General features: G+C 53.3%; 21 protein-coding genes, 1 pseudogene and 1 riboswitch. Of the genes and pseudogenes, 6 read left to right on the forward strand and 16 right to left on the reverse strand.

What is annotated here, in order from left to right:
• Positions 1–182: hypothetical protein (locus tag SFC07_RS05730; protein ID WP_411207487.1), on the forward strand; the 182-nt coding region annotated here is incomplete at its 5' end.
• A gap of 60 nt (positions 183–242) precedes the next feature.
• On the opposite strand, the pseudogene SFC07_RS05735 reads toward SFC07_RS05730, so the two are convergent.
• The 8 genes and pseudogenes from SFC07_RS05735 to SFC07_RS05770 form a co-directional block, all read right to left on the reverse strand.
• Positions 243–359, reverse strand: a pseudogene (locus SFC07_RS05735) (hypothetical protein); the annotation flags it as partial.
• A 59-nt stretch (positions 360–418) separates the two neighbouring features.
• A complete protein-coding gene (locus SFC07_RS05740; RefSeq protein ID WP_411207277.1) occupies positions 419–658 on the reverse strand; it encodes a hypothetical protein in 240 nt (79 codons plus the stop codon).
• Positions 658–1,650 (reverse strand): biotin synthase BioB, encoded by a 993-nt coding sequence (bioB, locus tag SFC07_RS05745; protein ID WP_411207278.1) that lies wholly within the window; start codon positions 1,648–1,650, stop codon positions 658–660. The genes SFC07_RS05740 and bioB overlap by 1 nt, the downstream gene beginning before the upstream one ends.
• Before the next feature lie 183 nt (positions 1,651–1,833).
• Positions 1,834–2,655, reverse strand: a complete 822-nt coding sequence (locus SFC07_RS05750) for an SDR family NAD(P)-dependent oxidoreductase (RefSeq protein WP_411207279.1) — start codon at positions 2,653–2,655, stop codon at positions 1,834–1,836.
• Positions 2,656–2,823: 168 nt separating this feature from the next.
• A complete protein-coding gene (accC, locus tag SFC07_RS05755) occupies positions 2,824–4,209 on the reverse strand; it encodes an acetyl-CoA carboxylase biotin carboxylase subunit (RefSeq protein ID WP_411207280.1) in 1,386 nt (461 codons plus the stop codon).
• A gap of 28 nt (positions 4,210–4,237) precedes the next feature.
• Positions 4,238–4,759: an acetyl-CoA carboxylase biotin carboxyl carrier protein gene (gene accB / locus SFC07_RS05760; protein WP_411207281.1), complete on the reverse strand. Its 522-nt coding sequence runs from the start codon at positions 4,757–4,759 to the stop codon at positions 4,238–4,240.
• Between the two features lie 2 nt (positions 4,760–4,761).
• Positions 4,762–6,285 carry a pyruvate carboxylase subunit B gene (locus SFC07_RS05765; RefSeq protein WP_411207282.1) on the reverse strand — a complete coding sequence of 508 codons (1,524 nt, stop codon included), beginning with the start codon at positions 6,283–6,285 and terminating at the stop codon, positions 4,762–4,764.
• 33 nt (positions 6,286–6,318) lie between these two features.
• Positions 6,319–7,629 (reverse strand): MFS transporter, encoded by a 1,311-nt coding sequence (locus SFC07_RS05770; RefSeq protein WP_411207477.1) that lies wholly within the window; start codon positions 7,627–7,629, stop codon positions 6,319–6,321.
• Positions 7,630–8,531: 902 nt separating this feature from the next.
• On the opposite strand from SFC07_RS05770, the gene SFC07_RS05775 reads away from it, so the two are divergent.
• Both SFC07_RS05775 and SFC07_RS05780 read left to right on the forward strand, forming a co-directional pair.
• Positions 8,532–8,939 (forward strand): hypothetical protein, encoded by a 408-nt coding sequence (locus tag SFC07_RS05775; protein ID WP_411207283.1) that lies wholly within the window; start codon positions 8,532–8,534, stop codon positions 8,937–8,939.
• A 119-nt stretch (positions 8,940–9,058) separates the two neighbouring features.
• Positions 9,059–10,885 carry a helix-turn-helix domain-containing protein gene (locus SFC07_RS05780; protein WP_411207284.1) on the forward strand — a complete coding sequence of 609 codons (1,827 nt, stop codon included), beginning with the start codon at positions 9,059–9,061 and terminating at the stop codon, positions 10,883–10,885.
• A 47-nt stretch (positions 10,886–10,932) separates the two neighbouring features.
• Here SFC07_RS05780 and SFC07_RS05785 read toward each other — a convergent pair whose 3' ends face one another.
• From SFC07_RS05785 to SFC07_RS05795, 3 genes are all read right to left on the reverse strand, one after another.
• The gene (locus SFC07_RS05785; RefSeq protein WP_411207285.1) at positions 10,933–12,309 is read right to left on the reverse strand and encodes an NAD-dependent succinate-semialdehyde dehydrogenase; all 1,377 of its coding nucleotides are present in this window, start codon (positions 12,307–12,309) and stop codon (positions 10,933–10,935) included.
• Positions 12,310–12,469: 160 nt separating this feature from the next.
• The gene (locus SFC07_RS05790) at positions 12,470–13,654 is read right to left on the reverse strand and encodes an oxygenase MpaB family protein (RefSeq protein ID WP_411207286.1); all 1,185 of its coding nucleotides are present in this window, start codon (positions 13,652–13,654) and stop codon (positions 12,470–12,472) included.
• A gap of 396 nt (positions 13,655–14,050) precedes the next feature.
• A complete protein-coding gene (locus SFC07_RS05795; protein WP_411207287.1) occupies positions 14,051–15,394 on the reverse strand; it encodes an oxygenase MpaB family protein in 1,344 nt (447 codons plus the stop codon).
• A gap of 187 nt (positions 15,395–15,581) precedes the next feature.
• Between SFC07_RS05795 and SFC07_RS05800 the strand changes: the two genes are divergently transcribed.
• A complete protein-coding gene (locus tag SFC07_RS05800; protein WP_411207288.1) occupies positions 15,582–16,607 on the forward strand; it encodes a PDR/VanB family oxidoreductase in 1,026 nt (341 codons plus the stop codon).
• Here SFC07_RS05800 and SFC07_RS05805 read toward each other — a convergent pair.
• Together SFC07_RS05805 and SFC07_RS05810 are read right to left on the reverse strand one after the other, a co-directional pair.
• The gene (locus SFC07_RS05805) at positions 16,604–17,260 is read right to left on the reverse strand and encodes a response regulator (RefSeq protein ID WP_411207289.1); all 657 of its coding nucleotides are present in this window, start codon (positions 17,258–17,260) and stop codon (positions 16,604–16,606) included. The genes SFC07_RS05800 and SFC07_RS05805 overlap by 4 nt on opposite strands.
• Complete coding sequence (locus tag SFC07_RS05810) at positions 17,257–18,870, reverse strand: ATP-binding protein (RefSeq protein WP_411207290.1); 1,614 nt, start codon at positions 18,868–18,870, stop codon at positions 17,257–17,259. Before SFC07_RS05810 ends, SFC07_RS05805 begins: the two co-directional genes overlap by 4 nt.
• A 282-nt stretch (positions 18,871–19,152) precedes the next feature.
• Here SFC07_RS05810 and SFC07_RS05815 point away from each other — a divergent pair, with 282 nt between their 5' ends.
• The gene (locus tag SFC07_RS05815; protein WP_411207291.1) at positions 19,153–20,727 is read left to right on the forward strand and encodes a CitMHS family transporter; all 1,575 of its coding nucleotides are present in this window, start codon (positions 19,153–19,155) and stop codon (positions 20,725–20,727) included.
• Between the two features lie 67 nt (positions 20,728–20,794).
• Here the strand turns inward: SFC07_RS05815 and SFC07_RS05820 are convergent, their stop codons facing one another.
• Positions 20,795–22,186, reverse strand: coding sequence for a PhoH family protein (locus tag SFC07_RS05820; RefSeq protein WP_411207292.1), 1,392 nt, complete (start codon positions 22,184–22,186; stop codon positions 20,795–20,797).
• A gap of 153 nt (positions 22,187–22,339) precedes the next feature.
• Positions 22,340–22,501: riboswitch (FMN riboswitch) on the forward strand.
• 116 nt (positions 22,502–22,617) lie between these two features.
• Between SFC07_RS05820 and pnuC the strand changes: the two genes are divergently transcribed.
• Positions 22,618–23,331: a nicotinamide riboside transporter PnuC gene (gene pnuC, locus SFC07_RS05825; RefSeq protein WP_411207293.1), complete on the forward strand. Its 714-nt coding sequence runs from the start codon at positions 22,618–22,620 to the stop codon at positions 23,329–23,331.
• Here the strand turns inward: pnuC and SFC07_RS05830 are convergent.
• Together SFC07_RS05830 and SFC07_RS05835 are read right to left on the reverse strand one after the other, a co-directional pair.
• Positions 23,328–23,828, reverse strand: coding sequence for a hypothetical protein (locus tag SFC07_RS05830; RefSeq protein WP_411207294.1), 501 nt, complete (start codon positions 23,826–23,828; stop codon positions 23,328–23,330). The genes pnuC and SFC07_RS05830 overlap by 4 nt on opposite strands.
• 300 nt (positions 23,829–24,128) lie before the next feature.
• Entirely contained in the window at positions 24,129–25,385 is a 1,257-nt protein-coding gene (locus SFC07_RS05835; protein ID WP_411207478.1) for a chloride channel protein, read from the reverse strand.
• Positions 25,386–25,417 lie beyond the last annotated feature (32 nt).

Genomic DNA, 25,417 nt, shown 5'->3' on the forward strand with positions numbered 1-25,417 from the left:
TTTTTATCCGCTTGTTTTCCTTTCCGCCTCATCAACCACACTGTGGCGGGGCGTTGTCGGTCGCGGCGACTTCCACTAAGTTACACGGCAACCACCACTTCCACAACTTTGCTGGTCAAACCACTTTTTCCAGCATCGTCAAAGTAGAAGTCACGGTGGAGCACACACCCTGGGTTGAATAGATGCCCGCACCGCGGGCATCCCTCATGCCCTACGGACAGTAACTGCCCGCAGTTACCGCACTCCAACGCCGAGGGGTCGTCGACAAGCGCTTTACCAAAAGGATGGCCGGCAAGTTCCTCATGGCAAGCATGGCAGGCCCACCACTGATTGCAGGTGGTGCATTTGTTGCCGACCACATCGAAGGGGCCGTGGTAGTGGATGCATCGGCCGTTGCCGTCAACAAGATGGCCACGCATTAGCGTTGTCCTAAATAGGCAGAATCCACCTCGCCGTGGCGGGAGCATTGTGCATCCCAACCATCGGGGCGCACCTGCACCTTCATGCGGCGCCCGCAGATCTGGCAATAGCGGGGTGCCTCATAGCCGGCACGTGCCGAGGGTGAAAGCACCTGGTCTTCGGAAAATGGACGGCCAGTATTGGGGTGAAATACCGGAGCCACGCCGGTCAACATGGCAAATTGCAGCTCATCACTCATTAGATGACCTTGTTAAGAACCTTGATTGGCAGCTGAAGACGACCCATCATGTCGAGGTCTTCTTCCATGGGGCGGCCCAAGGTGGTCAAGTAATTGCCCACGATGAGCGCATTAATGCCACCCAGAAGGCCCTGTTCTGCGCCCTTTTCACCCAGGGTTAGCTCACGGCCACCGGCAAAACGCAGCATAGTGTGTGGCATGGCTAGGCGGAATGCGCCGATGGCACGCAGGGCATCGCGGCTATCCATTAGTTCACGATCGGCAAAAGGAGTTCCTGGGCGCGGATCCAGGAAGTTCATGGGAACCTCGTGCGGGTTGAGTTCTGCTAGCTGCACTGCAAACTCGGCACGCTGCTCGATAGTTTCGCCCATGCCTAAGATGCCGCCGGAACACACCTCCATGCCAGCTTCTGCCACCATGCGCAAGGTATCGCGACGCTCCTCCCAGGTGTGCGTGGTGACAACCTCGGGAAAATAGGAACGCGCAGTTTCCAAATTGTGGTTATAACGGTGCACGCCAGCCTTGGCCAAACGCGCAACCTGCTCCTGCGTCAAGGTGCCAATAGATGCTGCAACCTCAATGTTTACCTCAGCATGAATAGCAGCAACCGCTGCCTCCAACTGCTGCATTAGACGCTCATCTGGCCCCTTCACAGCAGCGACAATGCAAAATTCAGTGGCGCCGGACTTGGCGGTCTGCTTTGCAGCCTCTACCAGCTGTTCAATATCGAGCCACACCGAACGTACGGGAGATTCAAAAAGTCCAGACTGTGAACAGAAGTGGCAATCCTCCGGGCAGCCACCGGTTTTGAGGGAAATGATGCCTTCCACTTCAATTTCCTCGCCACACCACTTCAAACGCACCTGGTGGGCCAATTCCATAAGTTCTGGAATTTGCTCCTCGGGCAGCTCAAAAACCTCAATGAGTTGTTCTTGATTAAGGCCAATCCCCTGCTCCAGGACCTGAGCCCGCGCGGTTTCAAGAATAGACATACAGCACTCCCCTTAGATTTTTATTAAGTGGGACACAGTCTAACATCAAACTGAACACCGTTCAATACACTGTTCAATTAGATTTCTAAGATACGTGTCGACGCCGCCCAGCAGGCGCAACTCAGCCACTCAGCGGTGGCCACCGCCTGCAGGGGCGCGTCGAAAAGCGCAAAAAGGGCAGGCTTAGCGGGCGAGCCAGCCACCATCGACGGTGAGCGTGGAGCCGGAGACAAAGGTGGAGGCGTCAGAGGCGAGGAACACCGCTGCGCCGCCGAGTTCTGCGGGCTTGCCCCAGCGATGCGCCGGCACGCGCTGCATCATCTGGGCTTCGCGGTCGGCAGCCTCGCGGTGCGCCACAGTGAAATCAGTTTCAAAATAGCCCGGCGCGATCGCGTTCACGCGAATACCACGGGCGGTCCACTCATTGGCCAGCGCACGAGTCAGCCCCAGCAGCCCGTGCTTGGAAGCGGCATAGGAAGGAACCTCCACCCCGCCCTGGAAGCCATTAATAGAGGACACATTAATAATGCTGGCGTTGACCTGCCCGGCCGCCTGGTTTGAAGTGCCCTGAGTGCCCTGAGTGCCCGCAGCACCCAGGAGGTGGCGCGCAAAGGCCTGGCTCAGCAAAAAAGGCGTGGTCAGGTTGAGGTCAAGCACCGCCGACCAGTCCGCGGCCGGGGTATCAATAACCGGTCCGCGGCGAATAATGCCTGCGTTATTAACCAGGATCGACAGCCCCGGGAACTGCTCCCCTGCCCATGTGACCAGCTCAGCAGCACTTTCCGGGTTCAGACCACCCAGATCAAGCGCGCGGGTGGCACATTCAACGCCCTTGGCGCGCACCTCCGCGGCCACATCATCAAGGCCGTTGAGCGCGATGGCAACGATATTTGCGCCGGCATCAGCCAAGGCCAGCGCCATTGCCCGCCCCAAACCGCGCGAAGCCCCGGTCACAATGGCGGTCTTGCCATCGAGCCGAAATTGATCAAGTACCGAATCGCCCATGGCCACACTCCTGCATTCCCATTTAAAAGAAGCTCTATATATAAGGTATAAATCAAAAATATCAAGAAAACGCTTGTCGACGCGGCCCTACGCCACAGCAGGTTGCGGCCCGCACCCGAGGAAACGCCCAGCGGTTGAGTGGGAGGTGAACTGCTGGGCGTTTGTTATCTAGTTGGTGACTGCTGCTTGGGCTGCTTGGGCGCGCTCCTCCATCATTTCGCCGATATAGGCGGTGTTGAACTCGCCGCTGCGGAACTTCTCACTATCCAACACCATCTTGTGGAAGTTGGCAGTGGTGGTCACGCCTTCGATCTGAAGTTCATCCAGCGCGCGGAGCATGCGCGCAATGGCTTCATCGCGGTCATTGCCCCAACAAATCAGCTTGCCCACCATGGAGTCATAGAACGGTGGGATGCGGTAGCCATTTTCCACGTGGCTATCCCAGCGCACTCCGAATCCGCCTGGTGCGTGGAAATGAGTGATCGTTCCGGGTCCGGGTGCAAAACCACGTTCTGGGTCTTCGGCGTTAATACGAACCTCGATGGCATGTCCGGACAAGCGGATATCATCCTGGGTGAGATCCAACTTGCCGCCACCGGCAATCTTGAGCTGCAACTTAATGAGGTCAACACCAGAAACCATTTCAGAAACTGGGTGTTCCACCTGGATACGGGTGTTCATCTCAATGAAGTAGAACTTGCGCTCAATATTGTCAAAGACGTATTCCACCGTGCCGGCGTTTTTATAGCCCACTTCTTTACACAGCGCGATGGCTGAGGCTGCGAGCTCTTCGCGGAGTTTGGCATCAAGTACTGGTGAGGGAGATTCCTCCACCAGTTTTTGGTTTCGACGCTGCGAAGTACAGTCACGCTCGCCCACGTGAATGACATTTTCACCATCGGAGATTACCTGGATCTCAATGTGGCGAATGTCGGTGAGATAGCGCTCGATGTAGATGGACGGATCGCCGAAGGCCATTTCTGCCTCGGACATGATTTCAGAAACATCCTTTTCCAAGGTGTCCGCGCTTTTAACCACGCGCAAACCACGTCCGCCGCCACCAGCGGATGCCTTAATAAGCAGTGGGAATCCCACTTCATTGGCAATGGCAACTGCTTCGTCATAATCAGCAACTGCACCCTCGGAACCTGGAACCGTGGGCACACCTGCTTTACGAGCAATCTTCTTGGCTTCAATCTTGTCACCCATACGCAGAATCACTTCTGCGGACGGCCCCACAAAACCAACGCCTTCTTCTTCCACCTTGGCCACAAAATCTGGCTTCTCAGAAAGGAATCCAAAACCAGGGTGAATAGCATCCACACTATAAGCCATCGCCGCACTAATTACTGCTTCAATGCTGGTATAGCTTTGGTTCACAGGTGCGGGTCCGATGCATACAGCCTGGTCAGCGAGGCGAACCGGAAGGGAATCCTTATCGCCTTCGGAATATGCCAGCACGCTCTTAATGCCCATTTCTTTACAAGCTCTGATCACGCGCAGTGCAATTTCACCGCGGTTGGCGATCAGCACACTTTTTAGTCCTGCTGTCATCGTTTACTCCTTTAATCGGGTGGGCAGTTTAAGAAGTCGCGATGACCATCAGTGGCTGGCCGTATTCCACAGCTTCACCATTTTCCACCAGGATGCGCGCAACCTTGCCGGACACCTTGGCCTCAATATTGTTCATGAGCTTCATAACCTCAACGATGCCCAGCACGGATTCTTCAGTAACCTCATCACCCTCAGTAACAAAGGCCGGAGCACCTGGGCGTGGCGCCGAGTAGAAAGTACCCACCATTGGAGCCTTAATCAGAACTTCACCCTCGCCTGTTTCTGCAGCGCCTGCAGCAGGAGCTTGCTTTTCGACGGGCGCAGCTGCCTCAGCCGGTGCGGCCGGTGCCGCAGCTGGGGTTGGTGCTGCCGCAGGTACGGGTGCGGCAGGTGCCGCCGGGGTTGCTGCTGGAGCGTGGGACTGCTCATTGCGGGACATGAAAAGCTCGACGTCGCCGAACTTGAGGGAGAGCTCACGCACGTCATTGGAGGTGTTGACCCACTCGACGATAGACTTGAGTTCGTTGATGCTGATCTTGTTCTCGGACATTGTTATGCTCGTTCCTTTTCTAGATTAATTTCCAGGTCGCCGGTCTTCAGGCTGAAGTGTGCGAATTCTTCGTTTTGGTAGAGTTCCTTGATCAGGCTCAAGATGGTGTTGTACTGCTCATCCGGATTTCCGCCGGCAGCCACAACCTTCTTCATCTCATCAACCTGGCTGCCAGCAAACTGCGCACGCAGCAGGTGGTGATCGAGGCTCTCATCCGGGTGGCGTTCTTGCAGTCCCGGCAGCATTGGCTTAAGTGGAGCTGGTTCCGCCGGAATATCGGAGGCACCGTTTTTGAGAATGAGCTCCATCACGTCATCGGCGATGGGAGCCAGTAGCTTTCCGTAATAACCCAGCGCGTACTTCTTCACCTCATTGGGAACCATCTTGTAGCGCTCCCCGGAGATAACATTGAGTACCGCTTGGGTTCCCACGAACTGAGCAAAAGGCGTGATCATGATGGGATATGCCAGCTCTTCACGCACACGGGCGGTTTCATAGAGTAGCTCTTCAAAACGGTCCGATAGTCCTGCGGTTTCCAACTGGGCTTCGAAGTTGGAGAGCATGCCACCAGGAAGCTGGTGCATATAGTGCATTCCGTCATAAGCAACGGGCTTACCTACTGGCTTGCCTTCAGCTTCTGCGATTTCGCTGAGGCGCTTGCTGATATTCTCAATGCGCTCATCATCAACATTGACGGTGTAGCCCAGGGCGCGGAGATCGCGGACAATGCGCTGGGTAGCAGGCTGACCTGCACCATTTGCCAGTGGTTCGATGGAGGTATGCAGGGCATCGCAACCAAGTTCCACTGCTTCGAGGTATACCAATGGTGCCAAAGCAGTTAGGCAGTGGCTGTGGAGTTCCAGCTGACGGTCGCCGATAACTTCCTTAATGGCTGGGACCAGGGTGCGGATGCGATCTGGGGTCAGCAGGCCGCCAGCGTCCTTCAGCATGATGGAATCAACATCTGCCTTTTCAATAAGCTCCTTGGCCTTAGCCACATAAAGCTCATCGGTGTGGACGGGGCTTTCACAGAAGGACAGCGCACCGAAGGTATGCGCTCCCAATTCTTTGGCATAACGCAGGCCATCGGCAATATTGTCCACATCGTTAAGGCCGTCGAAGGAGCCAATTACGCGGAAGCCATTTTCATAAAGGCGCTGTACCCAGCCGCGGATAACATCGTCTGGCAGGAAGTCGAAGGAAGCTAAGTTCTTGGAGCGGATCAGGGCACGGAACTTGGTGTTTGGTGCGCCCTTGTGTGCTTCGCGGACACGCTCCCAGGGATCTTCTTTGAGGTATCGAACCGAGACATCGAATTGGATCGGTGCCATGAGGTCAACCTGCTCACAACCGGCGTTATCAAAATCTTCCAGCATGGACTGGATATGTTCGGTGCGCATGCGGGTAGCCCAGAGGCTCTGGTGTGCATCGCGCAGGGTGGTATCGATGATCTTGATTTCGCGACGGTTATTGGCCGGGCGACCACCACGGCTCATCACTGTGGCGATATTTTCAATCTCAGCCATGTTTAACTCCTTTATTAATTGATTTCGGTTTGGCTAGACAGTTCGAAGGTCAATGCCCTTGGTTTCAGGCAGTAGCTTCATGGCGATCAATGTAAGAACACAGAGCACGACCACAAATCCACCGGACATCCATGCCAGATCACGGGCAACAAAGAGCTGGTAGACATAGGGCGCGGTGCCGCCGAATACGGCCACGGATACGGAGTAGGCCAGGCCGATGCTCTGAGTCCTTTGAGCTGTTGGGAAAACCTCGGACATGATGGAGGACAACAAGGATCCGGACGCTGCGACGAAGATAAGCGCAATAGAGGAAGCCACCAACAAGGTCCATGGTTCATCGCTGATCAAAGCCATCAATGGAATCTGCAGCACGATCATCGCCACTGCGAAGATGTAGATCACTGGCTTTCTTCCGATGCGGTCAGATAACCTGCCCCATAGTGGCAAGGCGATGAGACCAGCTATTTGAGCAACCACAGTCACCCAGTACGCGCCCTGAGTGGGCATACCCTGCTGAGTAATCGCATAGGTGGAAACATAGGATGACCAGGTGTAGTGAGCTGCGGTGACACCGGATACCATGCCGATCACCAGGAGGATAGATACCCAGCGTGGGCGTACCTTGCGTGGTGCAAGTCCAAAATCTTCCGTGGCGGTGGCTTTAGGTGCTGCACTTTCCGGAGTGGTCTCCTCATCAAAGACCTCTGATTCATGCATACCGCGGCGGAGATAAAGTGCGAAGATTGCACCAAAAGCTCCGAGTAGGAATGGGATCCTCCAGCCCCAAGCACCGATCTGTTCCTGGGTTAGTGCCAGGGAGATTAGGCCGCCAAGTACATAGGCGATAACCGAACCACCAAAAATAGAAACATAAATCAGGCTGCCCCACTGGCCACGCTTTTCCTTGGGAGCAATTTCTGGAATGTAGCTATTTGCAGTGGCTGATTCACCGCCGTGGGCAAAGCCCTGAATCATGCGGATAACCAGCAGGCCGGCAGAAGCACCAATACCGATGGTGTCATAGGTTGGCATGAGACCAATGGCTACGGAAGCCAGTGCCATCATGACCATGGTGACAACCATGACGCGCTTACGACCCTTACGGTCTGCGATGAAACCGAAGACGATACCGCCGATGGGACGCATTAAGAATCCCACTGCAAAGACACCCAGGGTGGACAGCAGTGCAGAAGCAGGATCAAGCTTGTTGAACATTGCTACTGCAATGAAGGGTGCAAATACGGCATAAGAGCTCCACTCGTACCATTCCAAAAGCTGGCCAATGGTAGATGCGCGAAGTGATCGACGGCTTTGCTTACGATCAACTACTCCCGGCGGGTGCACATTATTGTGAACTGCTACTGATTGAGTCACGGTATTTTCCCTTTGTGGATCGAATGTTGAAAAACGGATTTTCAATGGTTTCTTGGCTAAATCCGGTGTTCTTATGAATTGTGAGAAACCTGAGATACATGGTTGGACTCTGTTTTGAACTCAAGGAGGCAGAGACCTTAAATAACTAAAATCTGACTCTTAAGCTCGCTGAGATTTAGCCGATGCTGGTGAGCCGGAAACGTCATATCTGACTTTGATATCCATCCCACAACCTCCGCTCATCTCTGAATAAACCGTGATTTTTGTGTTTTTAATAAAACCCTTCCTCAAGGAAGTGAGACTCATATTACATAGGAGGTAGATTGTCGTCTACGTTATTTAATGTAGGTATGTACATTGTTCAGGGTTATCAGAGTTAAAAAAGTACATTCTACAGAAGGTGGGAACGCTAAAAAGTGGGCCAAATTAACCCCAGAACCCGTCCCGATTTCAAAAAATCCCCCAGCCCATGCCGCATAGGCCCCCGAAAAAGGCTCCCCGATAGGAAAACGTTTAGAAATAGGCCTTTAACTGGCATAATGCAAATTTTCCACATATGCAGTTTGGGCAAAAACAGCTCCTCGAAAGTGCAAAATGACCAAAAATAAAGCCCAGAAAGCGACACCTTCACCACTTGAACACCATTCAATTATTCTTGTCAAGTGAAATTAGCAAGTTTTAGGTTACTATTTCTTTGAGCTTCACCAAAGAATGACATAGAGCCTAAAAAGGCCAGGCCTCCCCATCTCCACCCCAAAACTTAAAAAAACTCAAGAATGCTCACTCTGACTATCTCTAACCATTGATGACACCACCGTCCCCTGCGCGCTAAAGTCGAGGAGAAATACTTGCAAACATTAAGGACAAGAAATATGGGCATTTCTAATGCAATTCTGCGTGGCGTTTCCGGCGCATACCTACTGCAATCTGGATATGGAAAACTAAATCTTCCTTCGGAAGCAGCCGCTGGCATCCAGGGTCTTGCAGCAACTGGTGTTCCGCCAGTGTCCAATCTTGATGCTGAGACCTTCGGCAAAGTTGTGTCTTACTCCGAGCTTGGCATCGGCGCAGCTCTTCTTACCCCCGTAGTTTCAAATCGCATTGCAGGCTTAGGCTTGGGTGTCTTCTCCGCAGGTCTATTGGCTATCTACTTCCGCAACCCAGTGATGACCCAGGAAGATGGCATCCGCCCATCCCAGGATGGCATCGCTATTTCCAAGGACCTCTTCATGGCAGCAATCGCCGGCGCCTTGGTTTTCGCTCCAAAGAAGAAGAAGTAAACTCTAAAACTTCCCTCAAGTGCTCTTTCCGCAAAGGTTTGAGCACTTTTGGCATTTTTAGGGGCTAGCCTTAGGTTATTTAGCACCACCAAAAACTATCCCCACGAAATGAGGATCCTTTGAGCCAGCTGGTCGAGATTTTGGAAAGCTTGTGGTCCGGCAAAGCTATGCCCGAGGATCTGCAGGAGCACCTTAGCCCCCAAGAATTAGATGTGGTGCGCGCGGTAGAAAATAGCATCAACGCTGAAAAGCATTGGCGCGATATTGCACTCTCTATTATGGGGACTGCTAAAAACCTCTCCCGCGGTGAGGATAGAAGCAAGGTGCTCGATGAATTGGTGGAAAGTAGCCGCCGGATTATTCGTTCCGATGTGGCTTATATCAGTATTAATGATCTTGATGCCCAGATCACCCGGGTACTAACAACCTCTGGGGTTATTACAGAGCAATTTCGCGCGGTGGAAATTCCTTTAGGTATTGGCGTTATTGGAAATGTGGCCCAAACCAGGCAGGTGTCCTGGACTTATGATCAAGGAACCGATCCTGAACTTAGCCGCACACCCCATGTTGATGAGGTTGTTAGAGGCGAAGGTGTACGCGGAATTATGGGTGCGCCTCTGGTGAATAATGGGGAAATCATCGGTACCTTGATGGTTGGTGATCGCCGGCCTAGGCGCTACACGGCAGAGGAAAAAATCATTTTGGATTCCCTCGCTTCAATGGCCTCGGTGGCAATGGAAACCTCGCAGCTTATTGCTGATTTGGAAGAAAATGTAGCTGCCCTCAAGGTGGCCAATGAAAGAAGCCAACTGCAGGTTGCGCAATTGCGTGCTCTTTCGGAAGCAGATTCCCAGCTCATGGAGGTACTGTCCCGCGGTACCCAACTAAAAGCCATCCGCGAGGTGGTTCACAAGGCTCTTGATTGTGAAGTGTGGTTTTATCGCGAGGGTGCATTTTTATTGGAGAAGGATAAAAGCACCCACACTCCCCCAGCGGAAGACCTCATCAAATCCCTCATGTTAAGTTCCGAGCAACGCGGGGAGATTGTTAATGAGGAAGGTTTTTCGGTTCTCAGCATATCTTTTAATCAGCGTCAGTTGGGTGCCATCTGCGTTAACCGCACCGTTAGGGGCCATCAAGCAGCAATTTTAAATCGTGCGGCTCAAGCTTTTGCCACCATTGTGTTGTTTAGGGAAGCTGTGGTGGAGGCCGAAAGCCGGCAGGTTGATGATCTGCTGCGTCGTTTTATCGCAGGCACCGCGGTAGAAGAAGACCTGCTGCGGATCAAACGCATGACTGGTCTGAATCTGGCGCGGAATAATAATGTATGTGTGGCAGTTTTGGTCTCGCCCACTTCCCTGCCCCAGGTGCGCGCCACTAAGCAGCATTTAGCTGAAAATGATGTGGTTTTTGAATTTGAAAACCGGCTCTGCATTCTTTTTGAAGCACCTGCAGGGATCGAAAAATCCCTGGACAAGCTGCTCGAATGGCTAAAAGCGGAAAATTACAAGGTTTATATGGGTGCCATTAAAGTGCCCGATGATCTCAGCGCAGTAGCTAAGGCACATAATCGCGCCATTACTTTGGCCACCAGTATGCAGTCTTTGCACTTGGATAATCAGGTGGCAACGCCCACAACCTTTGGTTCTTTGGGCTTGTTGCTGGGTCTTGAAAGTGTGGCTTTGAATGACATCATCACCGATACAGTGGGCGCTTTGCTGGATTTTGATCAGCGCAATAATGCTGAATTGGCCACAACCGCAGCCGTTTATTTTGATAATGCGCGCAATATTGCGGCCACCGCCAAAACGCTTTTTGTCCATTCCAACACCGTGCGCCAACGCATCGACAAGATTTCCAGCATTATCGGCGAGGATTGGGCGACCGGGCCACGATCATTTGATATCCATCTCGCACTTCGGGCCTGGCAAATAACAAAAAAATAACGCTTTTCGACGAGAAGCTGCAGCTTGTCGTCGAAAAGCGTTAAAAGCTAGTCGTTGACGTAGAAGGTTTGCTTGTTCACAAACTCATCCATCGCGAGGACGGATAGCTCACGGCCGAAGCCGGAATTCTTGATGCCACCGAATGGAAGTGCTGGGCTGAATGCCTGGCCGAGGTTCACGTGGATCATGCCGGTTTCCACCTTGTCCGCGACCTTCTTTGCACGCTTTTCATCCTGCGCAAAGACGGATCCGCCGAGTCCATAGTTGGAATTATTGGCCAGCTCGATTGCTTCCTGATCGGAGTTAACCTTGTAGACCTCCGCAACTGGTCCGAAGAATTCCTCGTAGTAAGAATCGGATCCCACTGGAACATCGGTAAGCACTGCTGGGGTGAAGTAGGCGCTCTTCTCATCCAAAACGCCGCCGGTACGCAGGTTGGCACCTGCAGCTACTGCACGTTGCAACTGGTCATTGAGGTTTTCCGCGGCCTGACGGCTAGACATTGGGTAGTACTCATTGGCGCCAGATGCCTGTGGATCACCCTTGGTGAAGCCTTCTGCGATCTTGACCATCTCATCCACAAACTCATCATAGATATCTGCCATGACGATGATGCGCTTATTGGAGGTACATGCCTGGCCGACGTTTTCAATACGCTTGGCCCATGCCTCTTCAGCTGCAGCCTTAACGTCTGCGGTGTCAAGGATGATGTAGGCGTCGGTGCCGCCGAGCTCGAGCACGCACTTCTTCAGTGCCTTACCAGCCTGAGCTGCAACGATGGAACCTGCACGCTCGGAACCGGTGAGGGAAACACCTTGAATGCGACGGTCCGCAATGATGGTTGAGATCTGATCGTGGGTGGCATAAACGTTTATGAACACACCCTCTGGCACGCCCGCGTCGATGAAGACCTTTTCCATTGCAGCCGAGGACTTAGGGCAGATCTCGGCGTGCTTCAAGATGACAGTATTGCCATTCATGAGGTTGGGGCCAGCAAAACGAGCGACCTGGTAGAACGGGTAGTTCCAGGGCATGATGCCCAGAATTGGACCCAAAGGCAGGCGGCGCACAATGGCCTTGCCTCCATCAATATTATCAATTGGCTGGTCAGCGGAGTGCTTTGCGGCATTGTCCGCGTAGAACTGGAGGATATCGCCGGAGAAGTTGATTTCCCATTCGCCCTGCGGGGTGGCCTTACCCATTTCCTCGGCGGCAATCTTTGCCAGCTCTACTTTGCGCTCGCGTAGGAGTTCAGCTGCGCGGGAAATAATGACTGCGCGCTCTTCAAAGGTGGTGTTGCGCCAGGTTTTAAAAGCTTTAGCAGACTTGGCGAGGATCTCTTGGATCTGCTCATCGGTGGCTGCATCAAAGGTCTCAACAATTTCATTGGTCGCTGGGTTCTGGACGCGGTACTGAATAGACATCTACGTGCCTTGCCTTTCATTGGGGGACAAATGGGTTCTGCACTACTTTTTTGAAGCTGTGGCCCCCACGCTACCGACCTTCTTTGGTGCTTTAAGGTCAGTGCGGGGGTTTAGCCGGGGTTTTTGGCCAGGTGGGCCAATAACTTTTTAAGGCATGTTCTTAGGCGCTAGCTTTGGTGGCAATCCCATTGTCTTGCTTGAGATATGCAGGTTCGTCATCTAACAAAGCGATGTGCATCTGCTCATTTTTCTCAATTTCCGCCTGCAGTGCCTCCGGGTTTGCACGGAGCAGGTTATAACGCTCAGCGCGGGCTTCGGTTTCCATTTCAATAATGGGTTGCATGATGGATTTAGCTACACCATAGCTATCCGCAACCTCGTGACCATGGATGATGCGGGTATACGCAGCAGTCCAATCGGCCAGAGATTCTTCTGGCACCTCGGTGAGTGCATTGACGTTAACCACAAAGCCTGTCATGAGGGCATCAACCAAATCCTGGGATGCTTGGTCTGGTTCACCATCAATGGAGTGGATTGCTTCCATGGTGCGCTCGGAGGAGGCGATATCATCATTGCCTTCCATGAGATCCTCGGCGATTCCAACCATGCGGCCAACTACCTTCCACAGGTAGTAGATATCTTGTTCCTGCTCCTCGGTGATGGTCCACCCCATATTGCGCAGTCCCTTGTAGGGGATGTAGGTGAAGTCGAACCAGGTGCGCAGCATATCAATTTCATTGATGGCCACTCCCCAATCGCCGTAGTCAAAGTCGCGGGAGGCGTGTACTCGACGCACATGTGCGTGCATGGCGCGCACCATTCCGGTGTGCATAAAGCCCTTGCTGCCTGGCTGAACACCTTCTGGCAGGTAGAGCGAATAGGTCCAGTTGGTGGTGTAGGCCAAACGCTTCACTGCACCATCGGTGAGTTCACCGGTATTGACCAAAAGATCAGCAATGGCTGGGGTGGAATAGGTGTGAACCAGGGAACCTGGCCCCACTGCCAAACCATGAACCAGTGGTGAGATGGAGAGATAGACCGCACGGCCGCGCTCATATCGCTCTTGATCAATGTTTTCCAGAGCTACTTTCATATCCTCGAGCAGGGCTGCGACCTCGGGGAAAGTATCCTCATTTGCTTCGCCGCGGGCAAGTGCATCGCGCAGGTTTGGCATGATCTCTCGAACTGCGTGGCCACTGGTAAATAGTGCATCGGCAACTGGGTCCGCAGTGAGGAAGCCTTGGGCAAAGCGGTTGGCAAGTTCCTGGCCATAGGTGGCAACAAATTTGTCATAGTTGCCACGGCCGGGAGGCCATTGTTGGGTGGCTGAATTTGGGGTAGTCATAGGGTGCTCCCGTGTGATTGAGGTGTTTTTAGCAAAATGTGGAAGATTTGCTGCAATGGGTGTGGGCTGATTCTCCTGCCGAGAATGCTGGTTTCTTATCAGCTTTTCAGCGGGAACCTACGTTGAGATTAATGTTGTACAGGTCACTATTCGAGCAAAAATGGAATCTGCGCCATATTAGGGGGTAATGAAAGGGGGTTGGCATTTAATTCATCTCAAACTATTAAAATGTCCTTATGGAATAAGGGTCACCCCCGCCCAAAATGGCTTCGCTGCCTAAAAATGGCGCAATTAACCTATTTTAAGCAGGGTGAACCAAGGGATACCGGCAAATCAGGCAACAAAGCCCGCGCCACCACCCTTTAAACCCAAAGGCTTTCATATAAAGAAAACCTATTAGATCTTGGCTTCCTTGGAATTATCGTGCAGATCCCACTTGACAGCTACCTCAGGCTCATTTTTCTTAGCATGATCCTCGATCATCTTAAGAACGGCATCCCATGGTGGCTTGCCATTATGGGCGCGTTTGATTTTTGCTTTTTCTGCGCCCGGCAACTTATCCCGCAGGCTGGTTAATGCTGCGTCTGCCCTCGCAGCCGCGCCATAAATAATTCCGATGGGGCGGAAATTGAGCTTCTCCCATTTGGTTCCGCGCACCATAAAGCGGGTGTCTTTAGTACCAATGATGTTGGAGAGTGCACCCAGCACAATGATTGGCATCAGCGGATGCAGTTTTTCCAAGATGGTCATCAGTGCGGTGGCCACCTCTTGTTGGTAGCTGCTCGACATACCGCCATTGGCGTAGATGTGGTCAGTCATTTTGCGCATTTCATCACCGTTTTTGGGGATGATGTGTTCCTCGGCGCCCATCATGTGCAGGATATATGCCCAGTACATGGCCACGTCATCCCATTCTTGACCGGAATGTGAACGCCCAAAAAACTCATCCACGGCAAGGGGCATGAGCGCAAACCAGCCTTCGCCGGAGACCAAGAAGCTGGATCCAATGGGGCGACCGAAGGTGTTGTAATGCTCTGGTCCCCATAGTTTTTCCAGGCCACGGTTGGCTTGGGCATGCAACAAGCGCACATGAACGGCAGATTTAAGGCCCTCGCTATAGCGATCAAAAACATCATCGCGACCAAGATCCACAAAGAATTTTGCGGTTTCAATGGAACGCTGCATCGCCTTGATGGCAAACATTTGGGTTTCGCCGGTGGCCGCGGAGGTGCGGTCCTCCATGGTGGTGGCCCAGTAGGCGAAGCCAATGGAGAGGATCTCTGAAGTCTTGGTCACATTGTAGTAGGCGATGCGGCCGCGTTCGGCTGCTTCCATGTCGATCCACGCTGGGATGTTGTCAACATCCTCAAAGAAGTCCACCAGTTCAGGCTCTGGGTTTTCCACCTTGTCAATGCCGCGGTTAAGTGCGGTTTCAAAGTCAGCGCGAGCTTTTTCTGGGCCGATTCGCTTAAACATTTTAGCTACCGCTGCCCCCTTCTCATCACATTGCCACATGTGATCATCGAGCAGACGGGTTTGTTCGGAGTTATAGCCCTCCCAGTTGTCCTTGACGTCATGCCAATTATCAAAAAGATTATGACGCAGGGTGCTCCACGATGGCTTATCGGTGCGACGACCTGGTGCCGGACGAAGCGGCATGCCCTCGCGATAAAAATAGCGAAAATCCTCATAGGGATTCTCGGATGGAGGAAGAATCTCAGGCTTGGTTGCAGTAGTCATGTTGCCCTCATTTCCTTTCTCAGATTGGAAGTTGGTTGTACTTCTTTGCCACTGTTAAGCGATAACGTGGCTATTGTTAGGCGAGCGTCATTTCAAGTCAATTATTAGCTAGGTCACACTTTCTCTAACCCTTTTATGAGACCCTTTTTTGTATTCCATGCACAAAATTTCTAGCTGAGGAGGGCATATGAAAATGCAAATTAGCAAGATCCACCAAGAGACCGCAATTGTGAAAACCTTCCTTTTGCACTCACCCGATGGCACACCTTTGCCAGCATGGGAAGCCGGTGCACACATTGATATTCACCTGCCCGATGGCATGATTCGGCAGTACTCTTTGTGCACCAATAACAACACTCCACATGCCTACCGCATCGCTGTAAAACTGGAACCAAACTCACGTGGTGGTTCCCAAGCAATGCACCAATTGCAGGAGGGTGATGAACTTGAGGTCTCCCCTCCTCTTAACCACTTTGAGCTGGCACAAGATGTCGATAAACATATTTTGATTGCGGCAGTAATTGGTATCGCACCAATTTATGCCATGGCCCAACAGCTTGCTCAGCACAATCAAGACTTTGAGCTTTTATATGTGGCTAGTAGCGCGAGCGAAGCAGCCCTTTTGTCCGAAGTGCACAAAATGTGCGGCCCGCGGATCCATGAGTTTTTTGGCGAGAATTTAAGGGAGCAACAAGCTGAGGTTTTACGCACTTTGCTAGCTCCAGCAACGCCCAAGACGCATGTGTATATTTGCGGTCCGGTGGAGTTTAACCACAAGGCTGAGTCCATTGCTGCGGAAAATCTAAGCGCCACGCAGATTCATATTGAAAATTTCCGCGCCGATCCTGACCTCTTGCACAGCCCCGCGGGCAACACTGTTTTTGAGGTGGTGTTTCAGGGTGAAACTTTTGTTATTCCCGCAGATCAGAGCATTGTTGATGTTTTTGAGGACAATGATGTGGGCATCTTGACCTCCTGTGCCGAAGGTACCTGTGGTACCTGCACCATGCGGGTGGTAGCGGGAATTCCGGACCACCGCGATTCAGTCTTAAGCACCCAACAACACGAGGATGAACAGCTTTTTACCCCCTGCTGCTCGCGCGCCCGCTCCGAGCGCATCACCCTGGAACGGTGGCGTCGACAAGCGCCTGCTGCGCCAGTTGAAACCCCTGAAGGGGTCAAGAAGCTCTTTAAGAGATGGGGTTCCGCCTAAAGCTGCGGGCGTGAATAAAGGTGCTCGGGCCGGCCCGATTGTCCATATTTGAGCCTGACTTCAACCACTCCCTGGCTGGCCATGGACGCTAATCGACGTTGGGCCGTAGCGCGCGAGACCCCAGCTATTTCTGCGGCCTCAGCTGCGGAGATCTCTTGGCCCTGCAGCGCATCAAGTAATAATTGCTCAGTTGCGGAGCGTGAATTAACCGGTGTGGTGGAACCGTGCAGAATGGCTAGACCTTGATCGATTTTTTCTTGGGATAGCCCCGCCGATCCGGACAGTACATGTTGGAAACGCGCATAGGAATCAAGCCGGTCCACGAGCTGTTTTTGTGGAAAAGGCTTGAGCAAATATCCCAAAGCACCAGCTTGGAAGGCACGGCGCACGGTGGGAGCATCATCTGCAGCGCTGAGCACAAAGGCATCAATGGCGTGGGTGCGCACCAAATCAATGCCATCACCATCGGGCAGATATACATCAACTAAGAGCAGATCAGGTTGGGAAGTAGCAATGTGGAGGGTGGCCTCTGCCACGGTGCGGGCGGTTGCCAACACACTAAAACCTGGGGCTTGGTCCACAATGGAGGCGTGAATTCCAGCCACGCGGAAATCATCATCAACCACTAGGACCTGCAGCGTTTTATCTTTCATTTTTCCTCCATTACCCCAGGTAGTTGCACCCCAAAAACGGCGCCAGCAGTAGACCCGTGATCAATCACCCAGAGCTCGCCACCATGGGAGCGAGCCAGAGCGCGGCTGAGTTTTAGGCCAATGCCATGACCATGAACCTCTACATTATCCGTTGCGGAATCAGCATTGGCACCCTGTCTAAAAACATCCACGCCAGCAGGAATGCCCGGACCTGAATCGGCAATGGTGATAGCCAGGGTATCGCGATCATCCAGCAAGGTGATTTCCACCCAGCGCGGTTCCTCCCCGGCCACTGCTGCGGTTACGGCATTTGCAATGAGATTGCCCAGGATGGTGGCCACATCTTCGGCAGCTGCAACCTCTCCCAGCACCAGAGTATCGGCACTAACTTTAAGGCTTACCCCGCGTTCAGAGGCCGTAATAGATGCGGTGTTGAGGAAAGAACTCAAAAATGCTTCATTCAAATGCGCAGCCCCAATGAGTGGATGGGATTGACCACCATTTTTGGAGATTTCTCCGAGGAAGTCGGCGGCTTCCCCAAAGCGACCAGCATCAATAAGGCCGGTCGCGGTGTGGATTCGATTGGCAAATTCATGGCGTTGAGCACGCAGCGCATGGGTCATATTGCGTACCGAATCAAGGCGTTCACTCAGTTCAATGATGTCGGTGCGGTCGCGGATGGTGATCACATGGCCTAGGGTTTGTTCACCTCGGATTACTGGGTGAGATGCCACATAAAGAATTCGGCCATTGTGTACAACAGCTTCGGGACGCTGCGCCTTGAATATTGCATCAAGGGTGTCGTCGTCAAGCCCTAAATCTTTAAGGGTGCGCCCGCGCATGGGGCCGGCGCCCAGGATGTCTTGGGCCTGTTGGTTGTGCACGCCGATGCTGCCATCGCGGTTGAGGGCGAGCACGCCCTCGTCGATACCTTCAAGGACGGCGGTGTGGTTTTGGACCAGGGTAATTAGTTCCTCTGGCTGCAGGCCGAGGGTGATTCTTTCCCAGTGGCGGCGCAGCATGAAGGCCACAATTGTGCCGATGAGCAGCGCAAGTAATGAGATCACCAGCATCGACAACAAGATCGCGGGCAGACGTGAATACACACTTTCGCGTTCAAATCCCACGCTTACCTCACCCACGGGCGTGGTACTGCCCGGCGCGAAAACTGGAACCTTGGCACGGGCGGAATCACCCAGGGTGCCAGTTTCCCAGGCGATGGTTTCCTCCCCGCGCATGGCGGCAGCAAAGCTGGTGCTCACTATTTCACCCAGGCGGCTGGGGTCTGGGTGTGCCAGGCGAATGCCATTGCCATCGGTAATCACCACAAAGAGTGCACCGGTGCTGTCCGCTGTAGCTTGGGCAAATTCTTGGAGGTTTCCGGCTGCTAGTTCCGCAGGGCTGGGGTCAGCGCCGGTGAAGGTATCGGCCGCTACTTCAGCTCTGACCTCTGGATTGGAGGCAATGGACCGGCTAATGGCAAGCGCTGTGTGTTCGGCTTCAGTTTTGAGCTGATCCATGGTGAGAGCAGCGGTGATACCGGCACATACACTCACCACCAAGGCGATTGTTAAGACCTGAATCACCAGAATTCGGGTAGCAAAACGCATGGCCTCCACCTCCTTTAAATTCACAAACTACGAATCTTAGTACCCCCGGGGGCACCTCACTTTAACAGTGTCATCCTGGGCTTTTGTTGGGAAAAATTCATGAGTAAAATGCGCAAAACTCTTCTTTTGCACACAACTTAAGCTAATGCACTCAAGACTTCTTAAGTGACTTACGCCACCCTAGACTGCCAGGTGCAAAGTAGAACACTCGGGGCAGTGCAGACGAGGGTTCTTTCGATTCCACATGAACCCTCTAGCCACGAACTTTCAGGAAGGGCAGCAATGAGCAGCTCAACAATACTTCTAGCCGCAGATTACGCGATTAGCCACACACCTTCAGATGGTGTGTTGGTGGTCCTCGGCTTCTCCATGATCTTGACCTTCATGACCTTGATCATGCTGGGTCGCCTCACCCCAATGGTTGCCATGTTGTTGGTGCCCACCATCTTCGGCCTCATTGCAGGCGCCGGCCTCGGCCTTGGCGATATGGCACTTGACGCCATCAAGGACATGGCACCAACCGCAGCGCTATTGATGTTTGCGATTATGTTCTTCGGCATCATGATTGACGTTGGGCTCTTCGACCCACTGATTCGCGCAATCACCCGTTTGCTCCACGATGACCCCGCCAAGGTTGTGCTGGGTACTGCGATTTTGGCAGGTGTGGTTTCCCTGGATGGCGATGGTTCCACCACCTACATTATCACCACCTCCGCTATGCTGCCGATCTACCTGCGCTTGGGCATGAGCCCGGTAGTTCTCACCTGTGTGGCTGGTCTGATTAACGGCACCATGAATATCTTGCCGTGGGGTGGCCCCACCGTCCGTGCTGCTGCAGCACTCGGCTTGGATCCAGCAGAAGTGTTTGTACCAATGGTCCCTTCCCTCATCGCTGGTATCGTGATTTCCCTACTCTTGGCTTGGTTCTTGGGTCTGTCCGAGCGCAAGCGTCTCGGCAAAATTGATTCCTCCCGCTTTGGTGGCCCCGGCTTCCCTGAAACCGGCACCACTGGTTCCCGCGCAGCAGATACCGATGAGCCCCTCGGTGGCACCGGCGGCGCTACCCCACGCAGCACCGGCACCTCCGGCGATAAGACCGGCCCAACTGGTGGACCTAGTGGCGGCATCTTGGTTGAAGAGCGCGCTGAGCAGCAAGAAAAGCACATTAACCTCGATGAATCCACCCTCACCGAGAACATGACTGACACCCTGCTTGATCCTCACCGCGCTACCCTGCGTCCCAAGCTCTTCTGGTTCAACGCGATTCTCACCGCAGCGGTTATGGTGCTGCTGGTTGCCGATATCTTCCCCCTCGCCTTCATCTTCATGGTGGGCGCAGGCCTGGCTCTGGCCGTGAACTTCCCTAGGGTGAAGGATCAGGCCAATGAAATGCTGGCACATTCCTCCAGCATTGTTGGAGTGGTCTCCATGGTTTTAGCCGCTGGCGTTTTGGTCGGCGTGCTCAACGGCACCGGCATGGTTGATGCCATGGCTACCTGGATCACCACGGTTATCCCGAACTCCATGGGACCGCACCTGGCAGTTATCACCGGTTTGCTCTCCATCCCGATGACCTTCTTCATGTCCAATGATGCCTTCTACTTCGGTATCTTGCCGGTGCTCTCCGAAAGCGCCTCCCACTTCGGCATCGCGCCGGTAGAAATGGCTCGCGCCTCCATCACCGGCCAGCCTGTCCACATGCAGAGCCCACTGGTTCCCGCCATCTTGCTGCTGGTCTCCCTAGCCAATGTCAACCTTGGCGATCACCATAAGAAGGTGCTCTGGCGCGCAGTTGTGGTATCCATTGCCATGCTTGCGGTTGCCATCATCCTCGGCGTGGTGCCACTAAGCGCTTAAGCGCTTTTCGACGAAAAAATCCAGCAACTGTGTTTCTACAATTGCTGGGTTTTTGTTATTTATGCTGCTAGAGCGATGGTGAATCCAGTACCTGAGTTACCAACTCTGCAATGCGGGAACGCTCCGAACGCTGGAGGGTGATATGGGCAAAAAGCTCATGGCCTTTGAGCGCTTCCACCACAGAGACAATGCCGTCATAACGTCCCACCCGCAAGTTGTCGCGCTGGGCCACATCGTGGGTGAGCACTACGCGGGAGTTTTGACCAATGCGTGAGAGCATGGTGAGCAAAACATTGCGTTCCAAGGACTGTGCTTCATCAACAATGACAAAGGCGTCATGCAGAGAACGGCCACGGATATGGGTGAGGGGCAGCACCTCAATGAGTCCCCGGGACAGGGCCTCGTCGACAATGTTTTGGCTGACCATGGAGCTCAGGGTGTCAAACACCGCTTGGGCCCAGGGGCCCATTTTTTCATCCTGGTCGCCGGGTAGGTAGCCGAGTTCTTGGCCGCCGACGGCAAAAAGTGGGCGGAAGACAATGATTTTGCGCTGAATGCGACGCTCCAGCACCGCCTCCAAACCTGCGCACAAGGCCAGGGCGCTCTTGCCGGTTCCGGCGGCGCCGCCGAGGGACACAATGCCCACTTCATCATCGTTGAGCAGGTCAATGGCAATGCGCTGTTCGGCGCTGCGGCCGCTGATTCCGAAGACCTGCTGGTCACCCGGAACCAGCTCAATAACCTTGTGCGTGTTCATGCGACCCAGTGCAGAACCGCTGGAGGATTTCAGCGTAAAGCCGTGGTTGATGGGCAGGTTTTCCAGCTCTGGGATCTTGACCTCGCCGACCTCATAGAGTTCACCGAGCTGCTCATCGGTGATGTTGGCGTGAGTGATGCCGGTATATCCCCTATCGCGGGCCAGGGCTGCGCGGTATTCCTGGGCGGCAATTCCGCTGGCTGATGCCTTAATGCGCATGGGGAGATCTTTGGAAACCAAGACCACATTGTGGCCTTCTTGCTGCAGGTTTTTCGCTACCGCCAAAATGCGGGTGTCATTATCGCCCAGGCGGAAACCCACGGGCAGGGATTCTAGATTCTGGTGGTTTAGCTCCACATGGATATGGCCGCCTTCTTCACCGATGGGCAGTGGCTTGGATAGATCGCCATGGATTTCGCGGAGTTCATCAAGCATGCGCAGGGCCTGGCGCGCAAAAAAGCCAAGCTCCGGGTGATGGCGCTTGGCTTCAAGTTCTGTAATTACAACGATGGGAAGGACCACATCATGCTCGGCAAATCGAGTTAAAGAGACCGGGTCAGACAATAACACCGAGGTATCTAGAACATAGGTCATGGTCTTTTCTGAGGATTCTCCCACTTGTGCACCCCCTTCCCTATCCCAGCGCTCTGGATCATTAGACAGCGCAGAATTTTCAAGAAAGTTTGGATAGGTGATGGTCACAAGTCCTCCTTTGATGGGCTTGTCCGCCACGGTAGTTGCGTCTGGCCCCGGTGTCCGGTGTCTTGAAAAAGTTTCATGAGCCTGTCATCTGATGTTCATTTATTCACTGTGATTGGGACTCTTCACACTTTCCGTGGAAAGTACTATAGTGAGGGATGTTCTCAGGGCGGGGTGTAATTCCCCACCGGCGGTATGGGAGTTTATCCGATATAAACTTCTAAGCCCGCGAGCGCTGTATCCCTAAAAAGATGCAGGTCAGCAGATCCGGTGTGATTCCGGAGCCGACGGTCATAGTCCGGATGAAAGAGAACCGTGGTTTTTAGATCGCATTTTTATTTGAGGCTCTAAGCCTTTTGGAAAGTGCTTTTTAGAATCCCGGAAAGACAAGCCCCGAGGATTACATGTCTTTAAATCCTTAAGGGGAATTAATCATGAATCCGATAACTGAATTGCTCGACGCTACCCTGTGGATCGGTGGAGTACCCATCCTGTGGCGCGAAATTATTGGAAATGTTTTTGGCCTGCTTTCCGCCTGGGCTGGTATGAAACGTAAAGTGTGGGCCTGGCCAATTGGCATTGTGGGCAATGCTCTTTTGTTCACCGTCTTTATGGGTGGACTCTTCCACACTCCTCAAAACCTTGATCTTTATGGCCAGGCTGGCCGCCAGATTATGTTTATCGCCGTTAGCCTCTTTGGTTGGTACCAGTGGTCGGCTACCCGCCGCCTCGCAGCCGGAGACACGACTGGCACCGGCGCCGAATCAGAAAATGCCGCTGCAGTACAACCTCGTTGGGCTTCTGCCAAAGAACGCACCGGCATTATCATTGTCGCCATAGTGGGCACCCTCGTTTTTGCCTGGATCTTCCAAGCTCTAGGATCTTGGGGCCCATGGGCCGATGCCTGGATCTTTGTGGGATCCATCTTGGCCACCTACGGCATGGCGCGCGGTTGGACTGAGTTCTGGCTGATCTGGATTGGCGTGGATATTGTGGGCGTACCACTGCTGTTTATCGCTGGTTATTACCCTTCAGCAGCGTTGTACCTCATCTACGGCGCCTTCGTGGCCTGGGGCTTCATTGTGTGGATGCGGGTGCAAAAAGAGGAAGCACCCGCTCGCACCGCTACCCCAGTTGCGGTGAGCTAAACACCTTCAGGGAACTCAAAAAGTCCCCCACGCAGGACGCGGTCCACGGTGGTGATGGCTGCTCTAAACAATGGCATAAAAGCAGATTCAGGGTCATCTGCCCCATGTGCGCCCAGCACTGCGTCACTAACTGCCTGCCAGGCAAAGTGCACCATCACCAAGTGTTCATTTTGAATTTCATCAAAACCTGCGCGCTTGGATAAGGCCACAGCTGCACCACGCAGACTAGCGATCACAAAATCATGGGGTTTCATATTGCCCAGATTGCTCAAAGTACCTGAGAGTATAAGGACATCGGCATAGGTGAAATCATCCTCACCATCGCTTTCAATATTGGACCCGGTGGTTTCAACTAACACCTTGATGGTGTCCCACTCAGCAGGTGCCTCAGCAATATTGTTGGGCCAGGATGCCAAGACCTTGCTCATATGATGAGCTACGGCGTCCTCACGGGTGGCAAAATAGTTGTGGAAGGTTCGGGTGGAAACCCCCCACAATTTTGGAAACTTCTGCTGGGCTTACTCCATGAATTCCACGTTCGGAGGCCATCGCTGTGGCTACCTGTGCCAGCCGATCTTTGGTTTCGCGCTTTTTGCGTTCCCGGATATTTGGCGTTGTTCTTCCTCATTACCTTGCAGAGGGCATATGCTACTCACCTCCCCCATCGGACCAATCGCCGATAAGGGGTAAATCCTAAAACCAAAATGAATTCTAACCACCATTTTGCATTTGGATGCAGAAACTCAGAGATTTTTAAGGAATTTGGAAACAAAAGCATCAGGGGTGCGTCGAAAAGCTTATTTAAGCTCCCCGGTCCAGCTCGCGTAGGTGACCGGAAATGCCTGCCTACCTTGCGTTATTACAAGCCATAGGCGCACGGCGATAATTGCCGCAGCAACTGCCAGAAAAATAGACAAATAACCCTGCGGCTCCATATCGGTAAACTCCACCGCCGCAATCAAACCAAAAAGCGGCGCGGACATCGTTGTGGACAAAAACGCCGCGGCCCCCAGCAATGCGAAAGCTGCCACCGGCACGCCGGTCACCGGCTCTAGGAGCGTGCCGACGCCGCCACCCACCAACGTACCCAGCGTGAAGGCGGGCAACAGGTTTCCACCCACCATGCCAACCCTAAATGCCACCAAAAATAGCACCGTACGCAGCACCAATAACAATAAAATTGTGCCCAGCACCAAGCCACCGGAAAGCATCGTATCTGCCACCCAGCGCGGATTAGCCAAGCTCAAGGGATAAAAATAAGCAACTACGGCAATCCCGCTAAAGCCCAGCGGCATCAGCCATAAAATCTGCGCATTTTTGGGCGCAGCCGCCGCCATCTTATTGGAGGCTCGGGAAAATCCGTGGCCACATAACCCCGCTACCGCACCCACAATGAGGGCGCTGAGCAGCATTCCTGGGCTTTCCGTCAGTGATACCGCGTTATAAACATCTGGGGTATCCACAAAATAACCCGAGCTAGCAACGGCTACGGCAGTGGTAATAATTGAGATCACCACCGCGCGTGTGGTTGCCTCTGCCAGCAGCACCTCCAAAGTAAAAAGCACTCCGGCCAAAGGAAGATGGAAACTTGCACCCAAACCAGCGCCGGCAGCAGCTGCAACCAAAATCCTGCGAGCTTCTAGATCCAGCTGCAAGCTACTGCTAAATTTCTCCGCTACCCAACTGCCCGCGATACGTGGGGCATTTTCTGCACCGGTTGGTGAACCAGCAGCCACCGTAATGGTCTGTAAAAATGCCGATGCCAGGGTCCGAAGGAAAGGCATCTTTTCGCCCCGCATGGCACCCACAACCGATACTTCCGTGGGCTGGTCTTCCTGCTTGTCGGGGCTTGGACGGTGCACAAAATACCAGGCCCAGGACGACACAAATCCGAGGACAACAATGGTGATGGCCAGTCGTAGTGGTGAAATGCCAGCTACCTGGTTTTGATTGTGTAGGTGGTCAGCGCCATATACGAGGTGTTCAACACCGATTGTTGCCAGTTTTAGTGCTACGACAAAAAGACCAGTTCCAATACCAATAATCACCGCCATTACTGCTAGGCGATTGAGTGGGATTCTTGCTA

The sequence above is a fragment of the Corynebacterium callunae genome (assembly GCF_046592015.1).
GTDB classification, from domain to species: Bacteria; Actinomycetota; Actinomycetes; order Mycobacteriales; family Mycobacteriaceae; genus Corynebacterium; species Corynebacterium callunae_A.

What these genes read in the sequence shown, in the direction of transcription:
- SFC07_RS05750 (WP_411207279.1), bottom strand. Translation starts at nt 2,655, where the DNA reads ATGGGCGATTCGGTACTTGATCAATTTCGGCTCGATGGCAAGACCGCC.
- SFC07_RS05800 (WP_411207288.1), top strand. Translation starts at nt 15,582, where the DNA reads ATGAAAATGCAAATTAGCAAGATCCACCAAGAGACCGCAATTGTGAAA.
- accB (WP_411207281.1), bottom strand. Translation starts at nt 4,759, where the DNA reads ATGTCCGAGAACAAGATCAGCATCAACGAACTCAAGTCTATCGTCGAG.
- pnuC (WP_411207293.1), top strand. Translation starts at nt 22,618, where the DNA reads ATGAATCCGATAACTGAATTGCTCGACGCTACCCTGTGGATCGGTGGA.
- SFC07_RS05805 (WP_411207289.1), bottom strand. Translation starts at nt 17,260, where the DNA reads ATGAAAGATAAAACGCTGCAGGTCCTAGTGGTTGATGATGATTTCCGC.
- accC (WP_411207280.1), bottom strand. Translation starts at nt 4,209, where the DNA reads ATGACAGCAGGACTAAAAAGTGTGCTGATCGCCAACCGCGGTGAAATT.
- SFC07_RS05775 (WP_411207283.1), top strand. Translation starts at nt 8,532, where the DNA reads ATGGGCATTTCTAATGCAATTCTGCGTGGCGTTTCCGGCGCATACCTA.
- SFC07_RS05795 (WP_411207287.1), bottom strand. Translation starts at nt 15,394, where the DNA reads ATGACTACTGCAACCAAGCCTGAGATTCTTCCTCCATCCGAGAATCCC.
- SFC07_RS05835 (WP_411207478.1), bottom strand. Translation starts at nt 25,385, where the DNA reads ATGGCGGTGATTATTGGTATTGGAACTGGTCTTTTTGTCGTAGCACTA.
- SFC07_RS05785 (WP_411207285.1), bottom strand. Translation starts at nt 12,309, where the DNA reads ATGTCTATTCAGTACCGCGTCCAGAACCCAGCGACCAATGAAATTGTT.
- SFC07_RS05815 (WP_411207291.1), top strand. Translation starts at nt 19,153, where the DNA reads ATGAGCAGCTCAACAATACTTCTAGCCGCAGATTACGCGATTAGCCAC.
- SFC07_RS05790 (WP_411207286.1), bottom strand. Translation starts at nt 13,654, where the DNA reads ATGACTACCCCAAATTCAGCCACCCAACAATGGCCTCCCGGCCGTGGC.
- SFC07_RS05810 (WP_411207290.1), bottom strand. Translation starts at nt 18,870, where the DNA reads ATGCGTTTTGCTACCCGAATTCTGGTGATTCAGGTCTTAACAATCGCC.
- SFC07_RS05740 (WP_411207277.1), bottom strand. Translation starts at nt 658, where the DNA reads ATGAGTGATGAGCTGCAATTTGCCATGTTGACCGGCGTGGCTCCGGTA.
- SFC07_RS05765 (WP_411207282.1), bottom strand. Translation starts at nt 6,285, where the DNA reads ATGGCTGAGATTGAAAATATCGCCACAGTGATGAGCCGTGGTGGTCGC.
- bioB (WP_411207278.1), bottom strand. Translation starts at nt 1,650, where the DNA reads ATGTCTATTCTTGAAACCGCGCGGGCTCAGGTCCTGGAGCAGGGGATT.